General features: G+C 71.5%; 20 protein-coding genes. 11 read left to right on the top strand and 9 right to left on the bottom strand.

What is annotated here, in order from left to right; translation table 11 throughout:
* Nucleotides 1-13: 13 nt before the first annotated feature.
* On the bottom strand, nucleotides 14-667 hold the full coding sequence (locus FHX31_RS07675) for a GOLPH3/VPS74 family protein (protein WP_013287394.1): 654 nt from the start codon (nucleotides 665-667) through the stop codon (nucleotides 14-16).
* Nucleotides 668-865: 198 nt separating this feature from the next.
* On the opposite strand from FHX31_RS07675, the gene FHX31_RS07670 reads away from it, so the two are divergent.
* Nucleotides 866-2,377, top strand: coding sequence for an APC family permease (locus FHX31_RS07670; RefSeq protein WP_013475927.1), 1,512 nt, complete (start codon nucleotides 866-868; stop codon nucleotides 2,375-2,377).
* A 52-nt stretch (nucleotides 2,378-2,429) separates the two neighbouring features.
* On the opposite strand, the gene FHX31_RS07665 is transcribed toward FHX31_RS07670, so the two are convergent.
* Entirely contained in the window at nucleotides 2,430-2,819 is a 390-nt protein-coding gene (locus FHX31_RS07665) for a hypothetical protein (RefSeq protein WP_013475926.1), read from the bottom strand.
* A gap of 40 nt (nucleotides 2,820-2,859) precedes the next feature.
* Nucleotides 2,860-3,567, bottom strand: a complete 708-nt coding sequence (locus FHX31_RS07660; RefSeq protein WP_184975627.1) for a hypothetical protein — start codon at nucleotides 3,565-3,567, stop codon at nucleotides 2,860-2,862.
* Between FHX31_RS07660 and FHX31_RS07655 the strand changes: the two genes are divergently transcribed.
* Complete coding sequence (locus FHX31_RS07655) at nucleotides 3,566-3,757, top strand: hypothetical protein (protein WP_139135452.1); 192 nt, start codon at nucleotides 3,566-3,568, stop codon at nucleotides 3,755-3,757. The genes FHX31_RS07660 and FHX31_RS07655 overlap by 2 nt on opposite strands.
* A gap of 41 nt (nucleotides 3,758-3,798) precedes the next feature.
* Complete coding sequence (locus tag FHX31_RS07650) at nucleotides 3,799-4,563, top strand: hypothetical protein (RefSeq protein WP_486481656.1); 765 nt, start codon at nucleotides 3,799-3,801, stop codon at nucleotides 4,561-4,563.
* 384 nt (nucleotides 4,564-4,947) lie between these two features.
* On the opposite strand, the gene FHX31_RS07645 is transcribed toward FHX31_RS07650, so the two are convergent.
* Together FHX31_RS07645 and FHX31_RS07640 are read right to left on the bottom strand one after the other, a co-directional pair.
* Complete coding sequence (locus tag FHX31_RS07645; protein WP_030274242.1) at nucleotides 4,948-5,601, bottom strand: DedA family protein; 654 nt, start codon at nucleotides 5,599-5,601, stop codon at nucleotides 4,948-4,950.
* Nucleotides 5,602-5,625: 24 nt separating this feature from the next.
* Nucleotides 5,626-5,982 carry a VOC family protein gene (locus tag FHX31_RS07640; RefSeq protein ID WP_013287401.1) on the bottom strand — a complete coding sequence of 119 codons (357 nt, stop codon included), beginning with the start codon at nucleotides 5,980-5,982 and terminating at the stop codon, nucleotides 5,626-5,628.
* A gap of 156 nt (nucleotides 5,983-6,138) precedes the next feature.
* Between FHX31_RS07640 and FHX31_RS07635 the strand changes: the two genes are divergently transcribed.
* On the top strand, nucleotides 6,139-8,994 hold the full coding sequence (locus FHX31_RS07635) for an aconitate hydratase (protein ID WP_123111133.1): 2,856 nt from the start codon (nucleotides 6,139-6,141) through the stop codon (nucleotides 8,992-8,994).
* A gap of 66 nt (nucleotides 8,995-9,060) precedes the next feature.
* Here the strand turns inward: FHX31_RS07635 and FHX31_RS07630 are convergent, their stop codons facing one another.
* Nucleotides 9,061-9,375, bottom strand: a complete 315-nt coding sequence (locus tag FHX31_RS07630; RefSeq protein WP_013475922.1) for a hypothetical protein — start codon at nucleotides 9,373-9,375, stop codon at nucleotides 9,061-9,063.
* 88 nt (nucleotides 9,376-9,463) lie between these two features.
* Between FHX31_RS07630 and FHX31_RS07625 the strand changes: the two genes are divergently transcribed.
* Together FHX31_RS07625 and FHX31_RS07620 are read left to right on the top strand one after the other, a co-directional pair.
* Nucleotides 9,464-10,231, top strand: a complete 768-nt coding sequence (locus FHX31_RS07625; protein ID WP_013475921.1) for a DUF5753 domain-containing protein — start codon at nucleotides 9,464-9,466, stop codon at nucleotides 10,229-10,231.
* A complete protein-coding gene (locus FHX31_RS07620; protein WP_013475920.1) occupies nucleotides 10,222-10,407 on the top strand; it encodes a DUF397 domain-containing protein in 186 nt (61 codons plus the stop codon). Before FHX31_RS07625 ends, FHX31_RS07620 begins: the two co-directional genes overlap by 10 nt.
* A 6-nt stretch (nucleotides 10,408-10,413) precedes the next feature.
* On the opposite strand, the gene FHX31_RS07615 is transcribed toward FHX31_RS07620, so the two are convergent.
* On the bottom strand, nucleotides 10,414-10,929 hold the full coding sequence (locus FHX31_RS07615; RefSeq protein ID WP_091331201.1) for a GNAT family N-acetyltransferase: 516 nt from the start codon (nucleotides 10,927-10,929) through the stop codon (nucleotides 10,414-10,416).
* A 279-nt stretch (nucleotides 10,930-11,208) separates the two neighbouring features.
* On the opposite strand from FHX31_RS07615, the gene FHX31_RS07610 reads away from it, so the two are divergent.
* Nucleotides 11,209-12,168: a trypsin-like serine peptidase gene (locus FHX31_RS07610; RefSeq protein WP_091331200.1), complete on the top strand. Its 960-nt coding sequence runs from the start codon at nucleotides 11,209-11,211 to the stop codon at nucleotides 12,166-12,168.
* Between the two features lie 82 nt (nucleotides 12,169-12,250).
* The gene (locus FHX31_RS07605) at nucleotides 12,251-12,457 is read left to right on the top strand and encodes a hypothetical protein (RefSeq protein ID WP_013287408.1); all 207 of its coding nucleotides are present in this window, start codon (nucleotides 12,251-12,253) and stop codon (nucleotides 12,455-12,457) included.
* A 185-nt stretch (nucleotides 12,458-12,642) separates the two neighbouring features.
* Here the strand turns inward: FHX31_RS07605 and FHX31_RS07600 are convergent, their stop codons facing one another.
* A complete protein-coding gene (locus FHX31_RS07600; protein ID WP_013475917.1) occupies nucleotides 12,643-12,873 on the bottom strand; it encodes a hypothetical protein in 231 nt (76 codons plus the stop codon).
* 96 nt (nucleotides 12,874-12,969) lie between these two features.
* Between FHX31_RS07600 and FHX31_RS07595 the strand changes: the two genes are divergently transcribed.
* A complete protein-coding gene (locus FHX31_RS07595; protein WP_184975621.1) occupies nucleotides 12,970-13,671 on the top strand; it encodes a TetR/AcrR family transcriptional regulator in 702 nt (233 codons plus the stop codon).
* Between the two features lie 13 nt (nucleotides 13,672-13,684).
* Here FHX31_RS07595 and FHX31_RS07590 read toward each other — a convergent pair whose 3' ends face one another.
* Nucleotides 13,685-14,089 carry an SRPBCC family protein gene (locus FHX31_RS07590; protein WP_184975618.1) on the bottom strand — a complete coding sequence of 135 codons (405 nt, stop codon included), beginning with the start codon at nucleotides 14,087-14,089 and terminating at the stop codon, nucleotides 13,685-13,687.
* An 81-nt stretch (nucleotides 14,090-14,170) separates the two neighbouring features.
* Between FHX31_RS07590 and FHX31_RS07585 the strand changes: the two genes are divergently transcribed.
* The gene (locus tag FHX31_RS07585) at nucleotides 14,171-14,647 is read left to right on the top strand and encodes a YfbM family protein (RefSeq protein WP_091331197.1); all 477 of its coding nucleotides are present in this window, start codon (nucleotides 14,171-14,173) and stop codon (nucleotides 14,645-14,647) included.
* Nucleotides 14,648-14,756: 109 nt separating this feature from the next.
* Entirely contained in the window at nucleotides 14,757-15,536 is a 780-nt protein-coding gene (locus FHX31_RS07580; protein ID WP_091331196.1) for a hypothetical protein, read from the top strand.

Below are 15,536 nucleotides of genomic sequence, written 5' to 3'. Positions count from 1 at the left end.
CCGGGGCGGGACGTCATCGCCGTACCGTCGTGGTGGTGACGTCGAGCGCGCCCACGACGGCGGCGAGCAGCCCTTCGAGCTGAGCCGGCAGGAACCGGCGGCAGTCGCGCATCCGCGTGGCCACCTGCGGGTCGAAGATGTGCGTGGCCAGCCCGACCGCCTCGGCGAGGGTCGCCAGCAGCAGCGTGCCCGGGTCCAGTTCGGCCGGGGACGAGTGCATCAGCATCGCGGTCAGCCGCACCCGCGGTGAGGCCGCCTGGTTCGGGTCGATGGCCGGCCAGCGCACCATCCGGCCGATCAGCTTGCCCTGCTCGCGCCGGAGCACGCCGGCGGTGACCAGCCGGGTGCCGACGCGCTCGTTGATGTTGAGCTGGGTCCGCAGGTAGCGGATCCACAGCCGGGCCGGATGCGCACCCTCGCGGCGCAGGATCTCGGTGATCAGCAGGTCGGTGAGCGGCTCCTGCCACAACCGCGGATCGACAGCGGCGATCCCCCCTCCGTCGAGGGCGATCCGGCCCTCGAACATCAGCTCGGCGAGCGCGGCGCCGGCCAGCCCGCACTCCAGCCGGTCGACGGCGACATGTGGCTTGCCGGTGAACTCGTCGTGTCCGATAAGGAACAGCGCATCCGCAAGCCGGTAAGTGGCCTGCGCCCCGGGGTAGGTCATGGTCCATCCTCGAACGGTGGCCGTGATCGTCGACACGGGACGGTACGGCATGACCACGCACAGCTCAATTCCGGCCGATCACGCGCACCCCAATCGATATCGAAGCGGGGTTGTCACGATCAGTGATCACCAATACCCTGCTTCAGGTTGTTCCGAAGTAGACACCTCAATCCCCTCACCCCCTCCTCTGGAGAAGCCTTGTCCTCCGATCCGTTCTTCTCCGACGGTGGGCTGCGCCGCGGTCGTCTCGGCACCGCCCACCTCGTTTTTTTCACCGTCGCCGCGTCCGCCCCGCTGACCGTTCTCGGCGGTGGTGTCACCACCATGTACGCGGTCAGCGGCAACATCGGCGCCGCGCTCGGATACGTGCTCCTCGCCGCCGTGCTGGCCGTCTTCGCCACCGGCTACGCCGCGATGAGCCGGTACGTCGCCAACGCCGGCGCGTTCTACGCGTACATCGCCAACGGTCTCGGCCGGGCCGGCGGGGTGGCCGGCTCGGCTGTCGCACTGGCGGCCTACAACGCGATCCAGATCGGTCTCTACGGCCTGCTCGGCGCGATCCTGGGCGACTTCATGGACGCCAAGACCGGCATCAGTCTCGACTGGTGGGTCTGGGCGCTGCTGGCCTGGGTGTTCATCGGCGCGCTCGGCGTCCTGCGCATCGACCTCAACGCCACGGTCCTCGCGGTGCTGCTCATCCTCGAGTGCGTGGCCGTGCTGATCTTCGACCTGGTCGCCTTCGCCAACCCCGACGGCGGCACCGTCACCACCGCCGGCATCAGCCCCGGCCATTTGTTCGGCGCCGGCTTCGGCGCGGTGCTCGCGTTCACCATCGCCTCCTTCACCGGCTTCGAGAGCGGCGCCATCTACAGCGAGGAGGTCAAGGACCCGCGGCGCACGGTCGCCCGGGCCACCTACATCGCGGTCGCGTTCACCGGCCTGTTCTACGCCTTCTCCGCCTGGGCGCTGACCGTGCTCACCGGTCCGGAGAACGCCCCGGCGGCCAGTGCCGAGGCGGGGCCGGGCATCATCTTCGGCGCACTCGACCAGTACACCGGCGCGGTCGTCGCGGACATCGCCAACGTCCTGTTCATCACCAGCGTGCTGGCCGCCCTGCTGTCGTTCCACAACGGCGTGGCGCGTTACCTGTTCGCCCTGGGCCGGGAGCGGGTGCTGCCGGGCTTCCTCGGCGCCACCTCCAGCCGCAGCGGCGCGCCCGTCGCGGGCTCGCTCGTGCAGAGCGTCCTCGCAGTGGTGGTGTTCCTGGCGTTCGCGATGACCGGCCGTGACCCGGTCATCGACCTGTTCACCTGGCTGTCCGGCGCCGCGGCGGTCGGCGTCGTGCTGCTGATGACGCTCACCTCGGCCTCCGTGGTGGGCTTCTTCCGGGGCCGCCCCGGCCCGGAGAGCGCCTGGCAGCGGGCGATCGCCCCGGCGCTCGGCACGGTCCTGCTCACCGCCGTGCTACTGGTGCTGCTGTTCAACTTCGACGCGCTGCTCGCCCCCGACACGGCGAGCTACCTGAAGTGGCTGCTGCCGGCGATCCCGGTGGCGGCGGGCGTGGTCGGCCTGATCTGGGGCGCGATCCTGCGCACCAGCCGGCCGGACACGTACCGCCGGATCGGCCAGGTCACCGAGGAGGGCCTGCACGAGCCCGGCCTGCACCCGGCCCCCGAGGCCGACCGCTGGGCCGGCGCCCACCACCGCTGACGTCAGTCGGTGCGGCGGCCGGCCCGCGTGGCCGGCCGCCGCACCACCACGATCAGGCGGTACGGATGACGGTGCAGATCACCGGGCCGTCCTCGGTGGTTCGCAGCAGATAGCGGTAGCGCTCGCCGGGCACCGTGCCGCCCTGGCTGTCCAGGAACTCCCAGCGCACCGCCACCTCGGTGAGCAGCGCCGAGATCTGCTGCACGTCCTCGATCTGCGCGTTCGCGGCGACGAGTTCCCGCTCCTGGTAGTCCGGGGCGGCGCCGACGAAGCTGAGCGCCACCGCCGCTGGCGAGGTGAACGAGAAGCTGTAGGTGTCGGCGACCACCAGCCCGGGCAGGGCGTAGCAGCCGGCGATGGCCGGCACGTCGGCGGTGGTCAGCGCCACGCCGTACCGGTCGAAGAAGTCGGTGAGCGTGTCGAGGTCGGTGGAAGCCGTCACGACGCTCCTCATTACCGGCACGCCCCGGCGGCAAACCTGGTCAGCGCGGCGGGATCCGCACCTCGATCTCGGCACCGAGGTGCGCGCCGCCGTTGAGGGCCAGGTCGTCGCCGCTCCAGAACCGCCCCGGGTCGTACCAGTTGGGCCGTCGCCCGGCGGGCAGCAGGCCCATCGCCTCGTAGGTAACAGCGACCACCTCGGCGCAGTACGCCGTCTCCAGTGCTGCGGCGTTCTCCCTGCTGGTGTCGGCGGCCCTGCTGGTGTCGGCGGCCCTGCTGGTGTCGGCGGTCCTGCCCCGGAGGCCGCCGAGGCTCAGGCGGGGCGGGTGCGGCAGCCGCCCCCGGGCCCACCGCCAGGCGAGCTGCGCGGTGGACGGGAACGGTGTCCCGTCCAGACGAGCCACGGTACGCAGCACCGCCTCCTCCATCGCTGTGTCGGTCGGCGGTTCGAGCTGGCGCAGCCAGCCCCGCTGGCCGTACCGGTTGCCCCAGACGCAGACCGCGTCCCGGAGGTCGTGCAGCTGCACGCCGCGCTGGTGGGTGCCGGTCCACATGTCCGGCAGCGAACGGCCCAGCTCGGCGTGCCACATCAGCGGCGGCATGTCGTCGAGCACCACGGCCATGCCCACGTGGTTCACCGGGCTGTTCGTGGTGAGCTGGATGGCCCGGTCGGGCACGCTGCGTCCGCGGAACACCCACAGATCGCCGGTGCGGGTCAGCTCCACGGCCTCGTCCAGGCTGATGCTCATGGAGGACTACCCTATGCGGATGCGGCAACGGATGCGGTGGTGGAAGGTACTCGGGCTCGCGGGTCTCGCCGGCGTCGCGGCGACCGGAGTGGTCGTGGCGCGGGCCGAGCGGCGGCGCCGGGCGTACACCCCGGAGGAGATCCGGGACCGGCTGCGCGAACGGCACGCCAAGGCGTCCTCGTCGTCCTGACCGGACAGTCGCGGGCGGCGGATTCTCCTACCATCGCCATGATGGGAACCGTTTTCTGGGAGAGCCCGTTCGTCCTCGATCCCCCGCCCGCCGCCGTGGAACGGCACGGCGACGTCGACCTGCACGTGCCCGCCGGCGACGGCCGGCATCCCGCTGTCGTCGTCGTGCACGGCGTACCGGGGCCGCCCGAAGCACCCGACGCGCGGGACTGGCCGCTCTACCGCGGCTACGGCGCGCTGCTCGCCGAGGCAGGCGTGCTGACCGCGATCCCCCGGCTCACCGTCGCGAGCCCCGACGACCTGTACACGGTCGCCGCGCGGGTCGCCGCCGCCGCCGAAATGCTCCGCGCCGACCCGCGCGTCGACGCCGACCGGCTCGGGCTGTGGTTCTTCTCCGGCGCCGGCCTGCTGCTCGGCGACTGGCTCCGCGACCCGCCCGCCTGGCTGCGGGGCGTGGCCGCCACCTATCCCCTGCTGGCGCCGCTGCCCGGATGGCCGCCGGTGGACCCGCGCTTCCGCCCGATCGACGCCCTCGACCTGCCCGCCGGCGCAGGTGTCGGAGCCGCGCAGACGGAGGACGCGGCACGGCCGACGCTCGTGCTGACCCGGGCCGGGCGGGAGCGGCCCGAGGTCGCCCCGACGATCGAGGCGTTCACGGCTGTCGCGCAGCGGCGAGGGATCCCGCTGTGCGTGGTGGACGTGCCCAACGGACAGCACGGATTCGACGCGCTGGACCACACCGAGGAGTCCCGCGCTGCCGTCCGCACCGCCCGCGACACCCTGCTCACCCTGCTCACCGCCCCCTGACCACCGGCACGCGCCCCGCCCCGTCGATCATGAAGTTGACGGCGTTTCCTGTCCGTTCTGTCGCCGCCAACTTCATGATCGACGCTCTGGAGTGGTCGGGTCGGGTGCGGCCGGTCCACCGTGACCCCGCACTGCTCGCCGCTCCACCCACCCACATCGGTGATCAAGGAGTTTGTGTCACTGCGAGAGCTGCTGCAGGACACAAACTCCTTGATCAACCGGGTGGGGGCGGGCAGCGCAAGGGTGAGGCGGGGCCTGGCGAGGGCAGGCAGCGCAAGGGCGAGTGCCGGGCCGGGCGAGAGCGGGACCAGGCGAGGGCGGCGGCGCAGAGGCGAGGGCACGCCGGGGCAGAGGCAGAGGCGAGGGAAGGCGCTGGGGCGGGGGTCAGCGGTCGGCGGCGGGGACCGGGGTGGGCTGGTCGGAAGGCTCGGACACGTGCAGGCGCCTGGCTCGGCGGCGCAGCCACGCGGTGCTGACCACGCCGGCCAGCACGGCCAGCACCAGGCCGGCCCAGGAGATGTCCTTGAGCCAGTGCTCGGCGGCCTGCCCGAGGTAGAACAGCAGGTAGGTGGTGCCGAACGCCCACACCAGCCCGCCCGCGGCGTTCGCGACCAGGAACCGACGGTACGGCACGCGCAGCGCCCCGGCGAGCGGCCCGGCGAGGATGCGCAGCAGCGCGACGAACCGCCCGAAGAACACGGCCCAGACGCCGTGCCGGGCGAAGCTCAGCTCGGCACGGGCCAGGTGTGCCGGGCCGAGGTGTTTCGGGAAGCGCCGGCCGAGCCGTTCCAGCAGGGGGCGGCCACCACGGCGGCCGACGGCGTACCCGACGGAGTCGCCGATGATGGCGCCTGTCGCCGCGGCGGCGGCCACCCACTCGGGCCCGACGGCGCCTGTGGCGGCGAGCAGGGCGGCGCTGACCAGCACGATCTCGCCGGGCAGCGGGATGCCCATGCTCTCCACGCCGATCACCCCGCCCACGAGCAGGCAGATCAGGGCCGGTGGGAGCGCGGCGAGCCAGTGCTGTACGTCGACCACCCGCCCGACCCTACCCGCGCCGGGTCAGCCTGCGGGGGCCAGAAACTCCAGCCGGTTGCCGTGCGGGTCGTACGTGTGGAACCGACGCATGCCGGGAATCTCGTCGTCGCCCCAGGTCACTGTGTGTCCGGCGGCGTCGAGGCGGGCGGCCAGCTCGTCCAGGTCGGTGCGCAGCAGCGCGGGGTGCGCCTTGCGGGCCGGGCGGAAGTCGTCCTCGACGCCCAGGTGCAGTTCGGCGTCGTACCCGGTGAACCAGCAGCCACCGCGGGCGGCGAGGGCCGGGGGTTTGGGCTTCTCGGTGAGGCCGAGCAGGCCCGCGTAGAAGGAGCGGGACGCGTCCTCGGAGCCGCGAGGGCAGGCGAGCAGGACGTGATGGATCATGGTGGCACCTCCTCGTCCCGCAGCGTGGCACGAGGTTGCACGAATAGCAAGACGGACGTACGGTTTTGTAGAGACCGACGCAGGTAAGTGTTGCCTAAGCACGGCAGCGCCCCGGCCGGTGCGACAAACTGCTCAGGACTACTCACGGTCGCTGGTGTGAAGGAGTACGACGTGGCGAGCCTCGACACCTTCGGTGCGAAGACCCAGCTACGCGTCGGAGACGCGAGCTACGAGATTTTCAGGATCGACAAGGTGGAGGGCCACGAGCGACTGCCCTACAGCTTGAAGATCCTGCTGGAGAACCTGCTGCGGACCGAGGACGGCGCGAACATCACCGCCGACCACATCCAGCAGCTCGGCGCGTGGGACGCCACCGCCGACCCGAGCGTGGAGATCCAGTTCACCCCGGCCCGGGTGCTGATGCAGGACTTCACCGGCGTGCCCTGCGTGGTCGACCTGGCCACCATGCGCGAGGCGGTCCGTGACCTGGGCGGCGACGCCACCAAGGTCAACCCCCTCGCTCCGGCCGAGCTGGTCATCGACCACTCGGTCATCGCCGACCTGTTCGGCCGCGAGGACGCCTTCGAGCGCAACGTCGAGCTGGAGTACGAGCGCAACAAGGAGCGCTACCAGTTCCTGCGCTGGGGTCAGACCGCCTTCAACGAGTTCAAGGTCGTCCCGCCGGGCACCGGCATCGTGCACCAGGTCAACATCGAGTACCTGGCCCGTACGATCATGGAGCGCAACGGCCAGGCGTACCCGGACACGGTCGTCGGCACCGACTCGCACACCACCATGGTCAACGGCCTGGGCGTGCTGGGCTGGGGCGTCGGCGGCATCGAGGCCGAGGCCGCGATGCTCGGCCAGCCGGTCAGCATGCTGATCCCCCGTGTCGTCGGCTTCAAGCTCTCCGGTGAGATGCCGGCCGGCACCACCGCCACCGACCTGGTGCTGACCATCACCGAGATGCTGCGCAAGCACGGTGTGGTCGGCAAGTTCGTCGAGTTCTACGGCCCCGGCGTGAGCGCGGTGCCGCTGGCGAACCGCGCCACCATCGGCAACATGTCGCCGGAGTACGGCTCGACCGTGGCGATCTTCCCGATCGACGCCGAGACCGTCCGCTACCTGGAGCTGACCGGCCGCGACGCGTCTCAGGTCGCGCTGGTCGAGGCGTACGCCAAGGAGCAGGGCCTCTGGCACGACCCGGAGCGCGAGCCGGAGTACTCCGAGCGCCTGGAGCTGGACCTCGGCACCATCGAGCCGTCGCTGGCCGGCCCGAAGCGCCCGCAGGACCGGGTGCCGCTCGGCAGCGCCAAGACGCTGTTCCGCGCCGCGCTCAGCGACTACGTGGCAGCCGACGAGACCGGTGGCGACCCGGGCCGCAAGCCGGGCGTGCCGCAGCAGGAGAAGCCGTTCGGCGCCGACGGCCCGGCCGACGAGGCGTCGGCCGAGTCGTTCCCGGCCAGCGACTCCCCCGCCAACGGCGTGAACGACCCGGCGGACGCGCCGCGCGACCTGGAGACCGCCGCGGTGGGCGCGGGCGGCCGGGCGAGCAATCCGGTACGCGTGACCGGCGCCGACGGCGTCGAGTACGAGCTGGACCACGGCGCCGTGGTGATCGCCGCGATCACCTCCTGCACCAACACCTCGAACCCGCAGGTGATGATCGGCGCCGCGCTGCTGGCCCGAAACGCGGTGGAGAAGGGCCTGGCCCGCAAGCCGTGGGTGAAGACCACCCTGGCGCCGGGTTCGAAGGTCGTCATGGACTACTACGACCGAGCCGGCCTCACGCCGTACCTGGAGAAGCTCGGCTTCAACCTGGTCGGCTACGGCTGCACCACCTGCATCGGCAACTCCGGCCCGCTGCCGGAGGAGGTCTCCGCCGCCGTCAACGACGGTGACCTCGCAGTCGTGTCGGTGCTGTCCGGCAACCGCAACTTCGAGGGCCGGATCAACCCGGACGTCAAGATGAACTACCTGGCGTCCCCGCCGCTGGTGGTCGCGTACGCGCTCGCCGGCACCATGGACATCGACCTGGCGAACGAGCCGATCGGCGAGGACGCCCAGGGCAACCCGGTGTTCCTGCGGGAGATCTGGCCGAACAGCGCCGAGATCCAGGACGTCATCGCCTCCGCGATCGGCGCGACCGGCTTCAGCGCCGCGTACGCCGACGTGTTCGCCGGTGACGAGCGCTGGCAGTCGCTGCCGACCCCGACCGGTGACACGTTCTCCTGGGACGGCGAGTCGACCTACGTGCGCAAGCCCCCGTACTTCGAGGGCATGCAGCAGGAGCCGGCCCCGGTCCAGGACATCGCCGACGCGCGCGTGCTGGCGAAGCTGGGCGACTCGGTGACCACCGACCACATCTCCCCGGCCGGTTCGATCAAGGCGGACTCCCCCGCTGGCAAGTACCTGGCCGAGCACGGCGTGGCCCGGCACGAGTTCAACTCGTACGGCTCCCGCCGCGGCAACCACGAGGTGATGATCCGGGGCACGTTCGCCAACATCCGGCTGCGCAACCAGCTCGTCCCGGGCGTCGAGGGCGGCTTCACGGTCAACCACCTGACCGGCGAGCAGACCTCGATCTACGACGCCTCGATGGCGTACCAGGAGGCGGGCGTCCCGCTGGTCATCCTGGCCGGCAAGGAGTACGGCTCGGGCTCGTCGCGTGACTGGGCCGCCAAGGGCACCATGCTGCTGGGCGTGAAGGCGGTCATCGCCGAGTCGTACGAGCGGATCCACCGCTCGAACCTGATCGGCATGGGCGTGCTGCCGCTGCAGTTCCCGGGCGGCGAGACCGCCGAGTCGCTGGGCCTGACCGGCACGGAGACGTTCTCGATCAGCGGCGTCACCGCGCTGAACGACGGCGAGACCCCGCGCACGGTGAAGGTCACCACCGACACCGGCGTGGAGTTCGACGCCGTGGTCCGCATCGACACCCCGGGTGAGGCGGACTACTACCGGCACGGCGGCATCCTGCAGTACGTGCTGCGCCGCATGATCGCCAGCTGAGTTCTTCATGTAAGGAAGGGCCCCTTCTTAACAGACGTCTGTTAAGAAGGGGCCCTTCCTTACATCTCAGCGGAGGCGGAGCGCGACGGCGCGTGCCTCGGCGTCGGTGAGCGGCAGGAACCACAGGAAGCGCCGCACGATCGCGATCGGGTCCGGGCCGTCGGGGCGGCCGCGCAGGTCGCGGATGGCCTGCCGGGTGAGCCGGGAGAACTCGGGGATCATCGTGGCGCGGCGGGCCGCGTCGGTGGGCGCGGCCCGCAGGGTCGGGCACGGCCAGGGCTCGCCGCAGCGGTCGCAGCGCCAGGCCGGACCGCACGCGCGGTGGCCGGTCAGCGGCAGCACCACCCGGGGGTACGCCGATGTGGGTGTCGGTTCGGTCATGCCTCCACCGTGCCGAGGGTGCCCGAACAATCACACAGCGTTGTGTAATCTCCTTCGGACGGTTCTTTTGCTCCGGGGAGGAATGGGCATGAACCATGCCTTCGTCACCGCGCTGGCCGGCGCCGGCCACACCGCCGAGAGCCTGGCGGAGCGGCTCGGCCTGCACCCGAAGACGGTGGCCCGGTGGGCGAACCCCGGGCACATCCCGCAGAGCCGGCACCGCGCGACTGTGGCGAACCTGCTGGGCCAGCCGATCGAGGCGCTCTGGCCCGACGCGGTCCGCCGCCGCGAGCCCGTCTGGTTCCGCCCGTGGGTGGACATCGAACGCGAGGCGGTCGCGCTGCGAGCCTTCCAACTGGCGTGGGTGCCGGGCCTGTTGCAGACCGAGGCGTACGCCCGGGCCACGTTCATCGGCCAGCCGCTGACCGCCGACGAGATCACCGACCTGGTCACCGCCCGGCTGGACCGGCAGGGCATCCTCACCCGGCCGCGCGGACCGCTGTACGTCGTGGTGCTCGACGAGCAGGTGCTGCGCCGCGCCGCCGCCGGCGACCGGGCGCTGATGGCCGCACAGGTGGCCCACCTGCTCGCCTGCGCCGAGCTGCCGAACGTGCAGCTCCACGTGGTGCCGGCCGACACGCCGACCTATCCCGGGCTGGACGGGCCGTTCGTCATCGCGGAGCTGCGCGACGGCAACCGGGTGGCGCATGTGGACAGCCAGGCCCGCGCGCAGATCATCGAGCAGCCCTCGGAGATTGCTACCCTGGAGCGTCGGTGGGAACGCATCCGGGGCGAGGCGCTGCCCCGCGCGCGGACCCTGGAACTGCTGAGGGAAGTGGCGGCGGCATGGACCTGAGCGGCGCCCGGTGGCGCAAGAGCACCCGCAGCGGCGGCAACGGCGGCGACTGCGTCGAGGTCGCCGGCAACCTGCCCGGTGTGGTCGGCGTCCGCGACTCGAAGGACCCGGCCGGGCCGGTGCTCACCTTCACCCCGGCCGCGTGGACCCGGTTCGTGACGTCGGCCCGCCGCTGAGCCCGGTCAGGCCAGGCGCGCGGCGTACACGTGCACCGGATTCCCCGATTCGGACGTCGTCGCACGCTCGAAGCTCAGCCCGATCCGCTCCGCGACCCGATGTGAGGGCGTGTTGTCCGGGTGGATGATCGCGACGAGACGGTCGACGCCCAGCCGGTCGCGCGCGTGGTCGCGACACGCGGCCGCCGCCTCCGTGGCGAATCCGCGACCCTGCATCCCGGTCCGCAGGTGGTAACCGACTTCGACCTCCATCACCCCGTCCACCGGCTGCGGAGTGAGACCGCAGTCGCCGACGAACTCGCCTGTCGCCCGTGACCTGAGCACCCACAGTCCGAAGCCGTGGCCGCGGTAGAGGCCCTCGTTCCAGCGGATCCAGTCCAGTGCCTCCGCCCGGATCTTCGGTCGCCGGTAGTAGCGCATCACAATCGGGTCGCCGAGAAGGGCGGCCATGTCGTCGAGGTCGTCGACGGTCATCTCGGCGAAGGTCAGTCGTCCGGTGGCGGGCGGCGGATCAGCAGTCATCGTGGCCCGGCCCCTTCGTCACGGCTTCGAGGCTACCGAGGCCGAGCGCCGCTCACGGACCGGCGGCAACGAACGACCGCTGAAGCCGGCATCCCACTCATCGCGAAATTGCAATTCGGTGATGCCCCTCGCCCCCCGATCGCACATCCGACACCGCAAACAATCGACGTCCATGATTCGTTGACACGCTCCGAAGCCCGTCGATACGTTGCCGATATCGCGATGCACAACGGGGGCGCTCCAGTTTCGATCCGGGAATCGAACACTGGGAAGGATTTCATGAAGACGACGATCAGACTTCTGGCCCTGCCGGCCCTGATCTTGCCGGCGATCCTCGCCGGCACTCCGGCACTGGCCGGCACCGGCGCAGGCACGGCCGCTCCGGCTGCTGTCACGTCGATCGAGCGCAAGGCGGGGTCGTCCTCGCAGGCCAGGGCCTACTGGACGGCCGAGCGCATGGCGGCGGCCACTCCCGCCGACGAGGTGGAGAAGGCCGCCGGCCCGGTCACCCAGAGCCCCACCGCGGAGCGGGTGCGGCGCTTCGCGGAGGCGGTGGCACCGAAGGACGGCAGCGGCTTCGGCACCCAACTGAACGAGTCGATCACGGTGGGGAAGATCTTCTACACCAGTTCCACCGACGGTCTCGGCCACTACTGCTCGGCGAGCGTGGTGAACAGCCCGGCGCGCAACATGGTCTTCACCGCCGCGCACTGCGTACACGACGGGCCGGGCCGGGACTGGCACACCGCGAACTGGATGTTCGTGCCGTCGTACCGCAACGGCGCGCAGCCGTACGGCACCTGGGACTGGTCCACGCTCGCGGTGCCCAGCGGCTGGATCAGCACCCGTGAGCGGCAGTACGACGTGGCCGTCGCGCTCGTCTACGGCAGCCGGTCGATCGTGGACGCGGTCGGCGCCAACGGGCTGCTCACCGGCGGTGGCCGGGCATACCACTACGACATCTTCGGCTACCCGAGCAACAAGGACAGCGGCGAGATCCAGTGGGTCTGCTCGGGCACGTCGAGGGACGCGGGCAGCAACCGGATCGAGATGAACTGCGGCTTCGGGGGCGGTTCGAGCGGCGGCCCGTGGTACTACAGCTACGACAACACCACCAGGCGTGGTGACGTGCACGGGGTGATGAGCTACTCGAGCGGCTCGAACACGAACGGCTCGCCGTACTTCTCCGCCGCGGTGGTGGGGACGCTCTACAACACGTACGCGAACGACACCTGGTGAACGACGGTCCGCCTGGTGTGCCACCCGGCGCACCAGGCGGGCCGGCACCAGGCGGACCGGCACCCGGCCCGGAGGAGGCGACATGTCACATCGTGTGCTGCTCGGCGCGGCCGCCGTCGCGGCACTCGCCGTCGCCGCGGCCGTCGTGGTCCTCGCGGCGCGCGAGGGCGACGCGGGGCGACCGGCGCCGCCCGGCCCGGTGGTCGCGACGCACAATCCGAGCCCCGGCGCCACCGACCCGTCCGAATACTGGACGAGGGAACGAATGCGGGACGCCATCGGCGACTGAATCACCGAATTGCATTCGCCGGACTGCGTGAGCCGGACTGCGTGAGCCGGATTGCGTGAGCCGGACTGCGTGAGCCGGATTCGAACGCCGGCGCACCCGGTGCGCCGAATTCCCTCCCGCTCACGATCTCCGGCCGAGCCCGGCCGCAATTCCCATTTCAGCGAACATGCGTGCCGGCGAGCCGTTCACGGACCGGTGTCGGAGTAGACCTCGACGTCGTAGAGCAGTTGCACGTTGCGGCGCCCGTTGGTGATGCCGACGAAGACCGGGTCACCGGCCGGGGTGCGGCCCTGGCGCCACACCTGTTCCCGGGCCGCTTCCCGCGACTCGTGATGGACGCCGCCCTCGCGATGCAGGTGCAGGACTCGGCGGGCCGTGGCCGGGTCGCTGTCGAGGTGGACTCGCAGCAGAGGCATGGCGTGCCCTCCTTGCCCACTGTCGAGGCCGGACTTTCGTCTGTTCAATGAGCTTACCGTTGTTAAGCTGCCTGTCCAGCGAACTAGAGTGGCTCCATGACCGCGACAGATCCCGGTGCGCCGACGACACCGGTGTGGCTGCGGGCAGGGCCGCCGCGGGCGCGGCGCAAGCCGCCACTGACCCTCGAACGCATCGTGGAACTCGCGGTGACGGTGCTGGACGAGCACGGCGTCGAGGGCCTGACGATGCGCCTGCTCGCCCAGCGGCTCGACGTGACCGCCACCGCCCTGTACTGGCACGTGAAGACGAAGGACGACGTCCTCGACCTGGCCGTCGACCGTGTCTTCGGCGACGTGCCGGTTCCGGATGCCGGCGACGACTGGATGGAGGACATCCGCGTCCTGGTCCGGGCCTGGCGCGGCGTCATGCTGCGCCATCCCTGGGCACCGGAGCTGGTCGGACGTCCGATGCTCGGGCCCAACGTCCTGGCCCGTACCGAGTTCCTGCAGTCGGCGCTCGTGCGGGGTGGCTGTCACGGACTTCGGCTCGCGGTGGCCACGCGACTGCTCGCCAACTACGTCATCGGCGCCTCGCTCACGGAAGCCACGTGGCACCGGAGCGCGGACCCGGACGCGAGAGCCGCAGCCCGCGACCACATCGCCGCGAACGCCGACGCCTATCCGACCCTCGACGCCTCCGGCCATCTCGACGACACCCGATGGGACGACGACCTGCTGTTCGACGAGGGCCTCGACGGCATCCTCCGGACGGCGGCACGGACGGGCACGCCGGAATGACCACGGGCGCCGGTCAGCCGGCGGCGCTCTCCAGTACGGCCTTGAGCCGGGCCAGGTCCGCCTCCACGAGCGCGGTGTCCCGGTCGAAGTCCGCGTCGCTCATGCCGGGCATCCGCCGCAGGCTGAACACCACCTCGGTGGCGTCGCCGTCGGCGATGGCGCGCAACGGCACGTACACCGTCTCGCCCGACGGCGTCCGCACCTCGTGGTCGAGCACGCCGTACTCGTTGGCAGGGGCGAACGTGAGCCGCGCCCGCCCTTCGGGTGTGTCCACGAACCAGTGGCCGTCGACGGACACGACCGAACCGCCGAGGCCCGGCGCCCAGCGGGCCAGGTTCGCCGGGTCGGCGGCGAAGGCGTAGACCTCCGCCACCGGACGATCGATGTGGACGCTGAGGTGCCGGGTGTCAGTGGCCATACGCCGATGATCACACGGCTGTCGGACGCCTGCGTTACGCTGCCGCCGATTTCCACAGACACCCCCCGGGGAGACGACCACATGGGCATGGTGTTCACCGCACGCCGGCTGTCCGGCGCGGAACTGGCGACGGTGCTGGCCGACCCGGACGCGGTCGGCACGCTGTTCCAGGGCGGTCCGGACGAACTCGACCTCGACAAGGCGTGGCACGGGCTGCACTACCTGCTGACCGGCACCACGTACGAGATCCGGGGCGACGCCGGGCCGGCGATCGTCGGCGGCGACCCGATCGGGCCGGATCTCGGCATGGGCCCGGCCCGGCTGCTCATGCCGGATGCGGTCCGCACCGTGGCCGCCGGGCTCGACGCGGTGGACGACGCGACGCTGCGGGCCCGCTTCGACCCGGAGGCCATGTCGGAGGCCGAGATCTACCCGCACATCTGGGACGACGGCGACGACGAGTTCGACGGCTACCTGCTGCCGTACTTCACCGCGCTGCGCGACTTCTACCGCGACGCGGCGGCGAGCGGCGACGCCGTGCTGCTCGCCGTCACCTGAGCCGCCGCGAATCGGCGCGCGGCACCCGAGCGGTCGCGAGCCGGTGCGCACCACTTGAGCCGCCGAAACCGGCGCGCGGCGCCGGGGCGGGCGCCGGTAGCGTGCCGGCGTGGGACTCGACGCGTTCGTGTACTGCCGGTGCTGGCAGGACGGCCTCGCCACGCCGTGCCCGATCGGGCCGGTCGGCTACGACGAGGACGGGTGGCTCGCGCTGGTGCAGGCCGGCGAGTACGACGGGGCCGCCGACAACGCCTTCTACGCGTGGATGACCGGAGACGCCTGCCCGCACCGGCACATGGAGCTGGTCAGCGAGCGCGTGTCCAACTGGGCCGGCGTACGCCTGTTCCAGCAGGGGTTGCGCGCGGCCGGCGAGCACCGTTTCCCGACGCTCGCCGCCGCGCTGCCGGACGCCAACGGCGGCTCGCTGCCCGCCGACCGGGCAGCGGTCGCGCTCGCCGAGCTGGACGCGATCGCAGGCACCGACCGGATCACCGACGAGGTCGAGCTGATCGACGAGGCGACCGGCGCGGTCGTGATGCAGTACGTCGAGGCCTACCGCGGGTTGTTCATGTTCGGCCCGGGCTTTCAGGCGGGCGTCGACCCGGACGGCTTCTTCGTCCTCGACCGCGCCGACCCGCCGGTGACGCTGTTCCGGGCCGTCCGGTTCGGCCAGCGGCCGCTGCCCGGCGACCGGGTGGAGTTCACCGCCGGCGGGACGCGGACGGTGGTGGCGATGCGGCCGGTGGGCGAGCACGGCGAGCCGCCGCCCGAACGGCTCGCGGTGCGGACCCGAAGCCGGTCGGGCGACGACTTCGCCTACATCGTGGAGCCGCTGCGCCGGCTGTGCGCGGCGTCGGTGGCCACCGGCAACCCGGTCATGTGGTGCTGA

The organism is Micromonospora sp. CNZ286 (assembly GCF_014207755.1).
The sequence above is the reverse complement of the archived record's forward strand: the minus strand, read 5'-3'. Positions and strand labels throughout refer to the sequence as shown.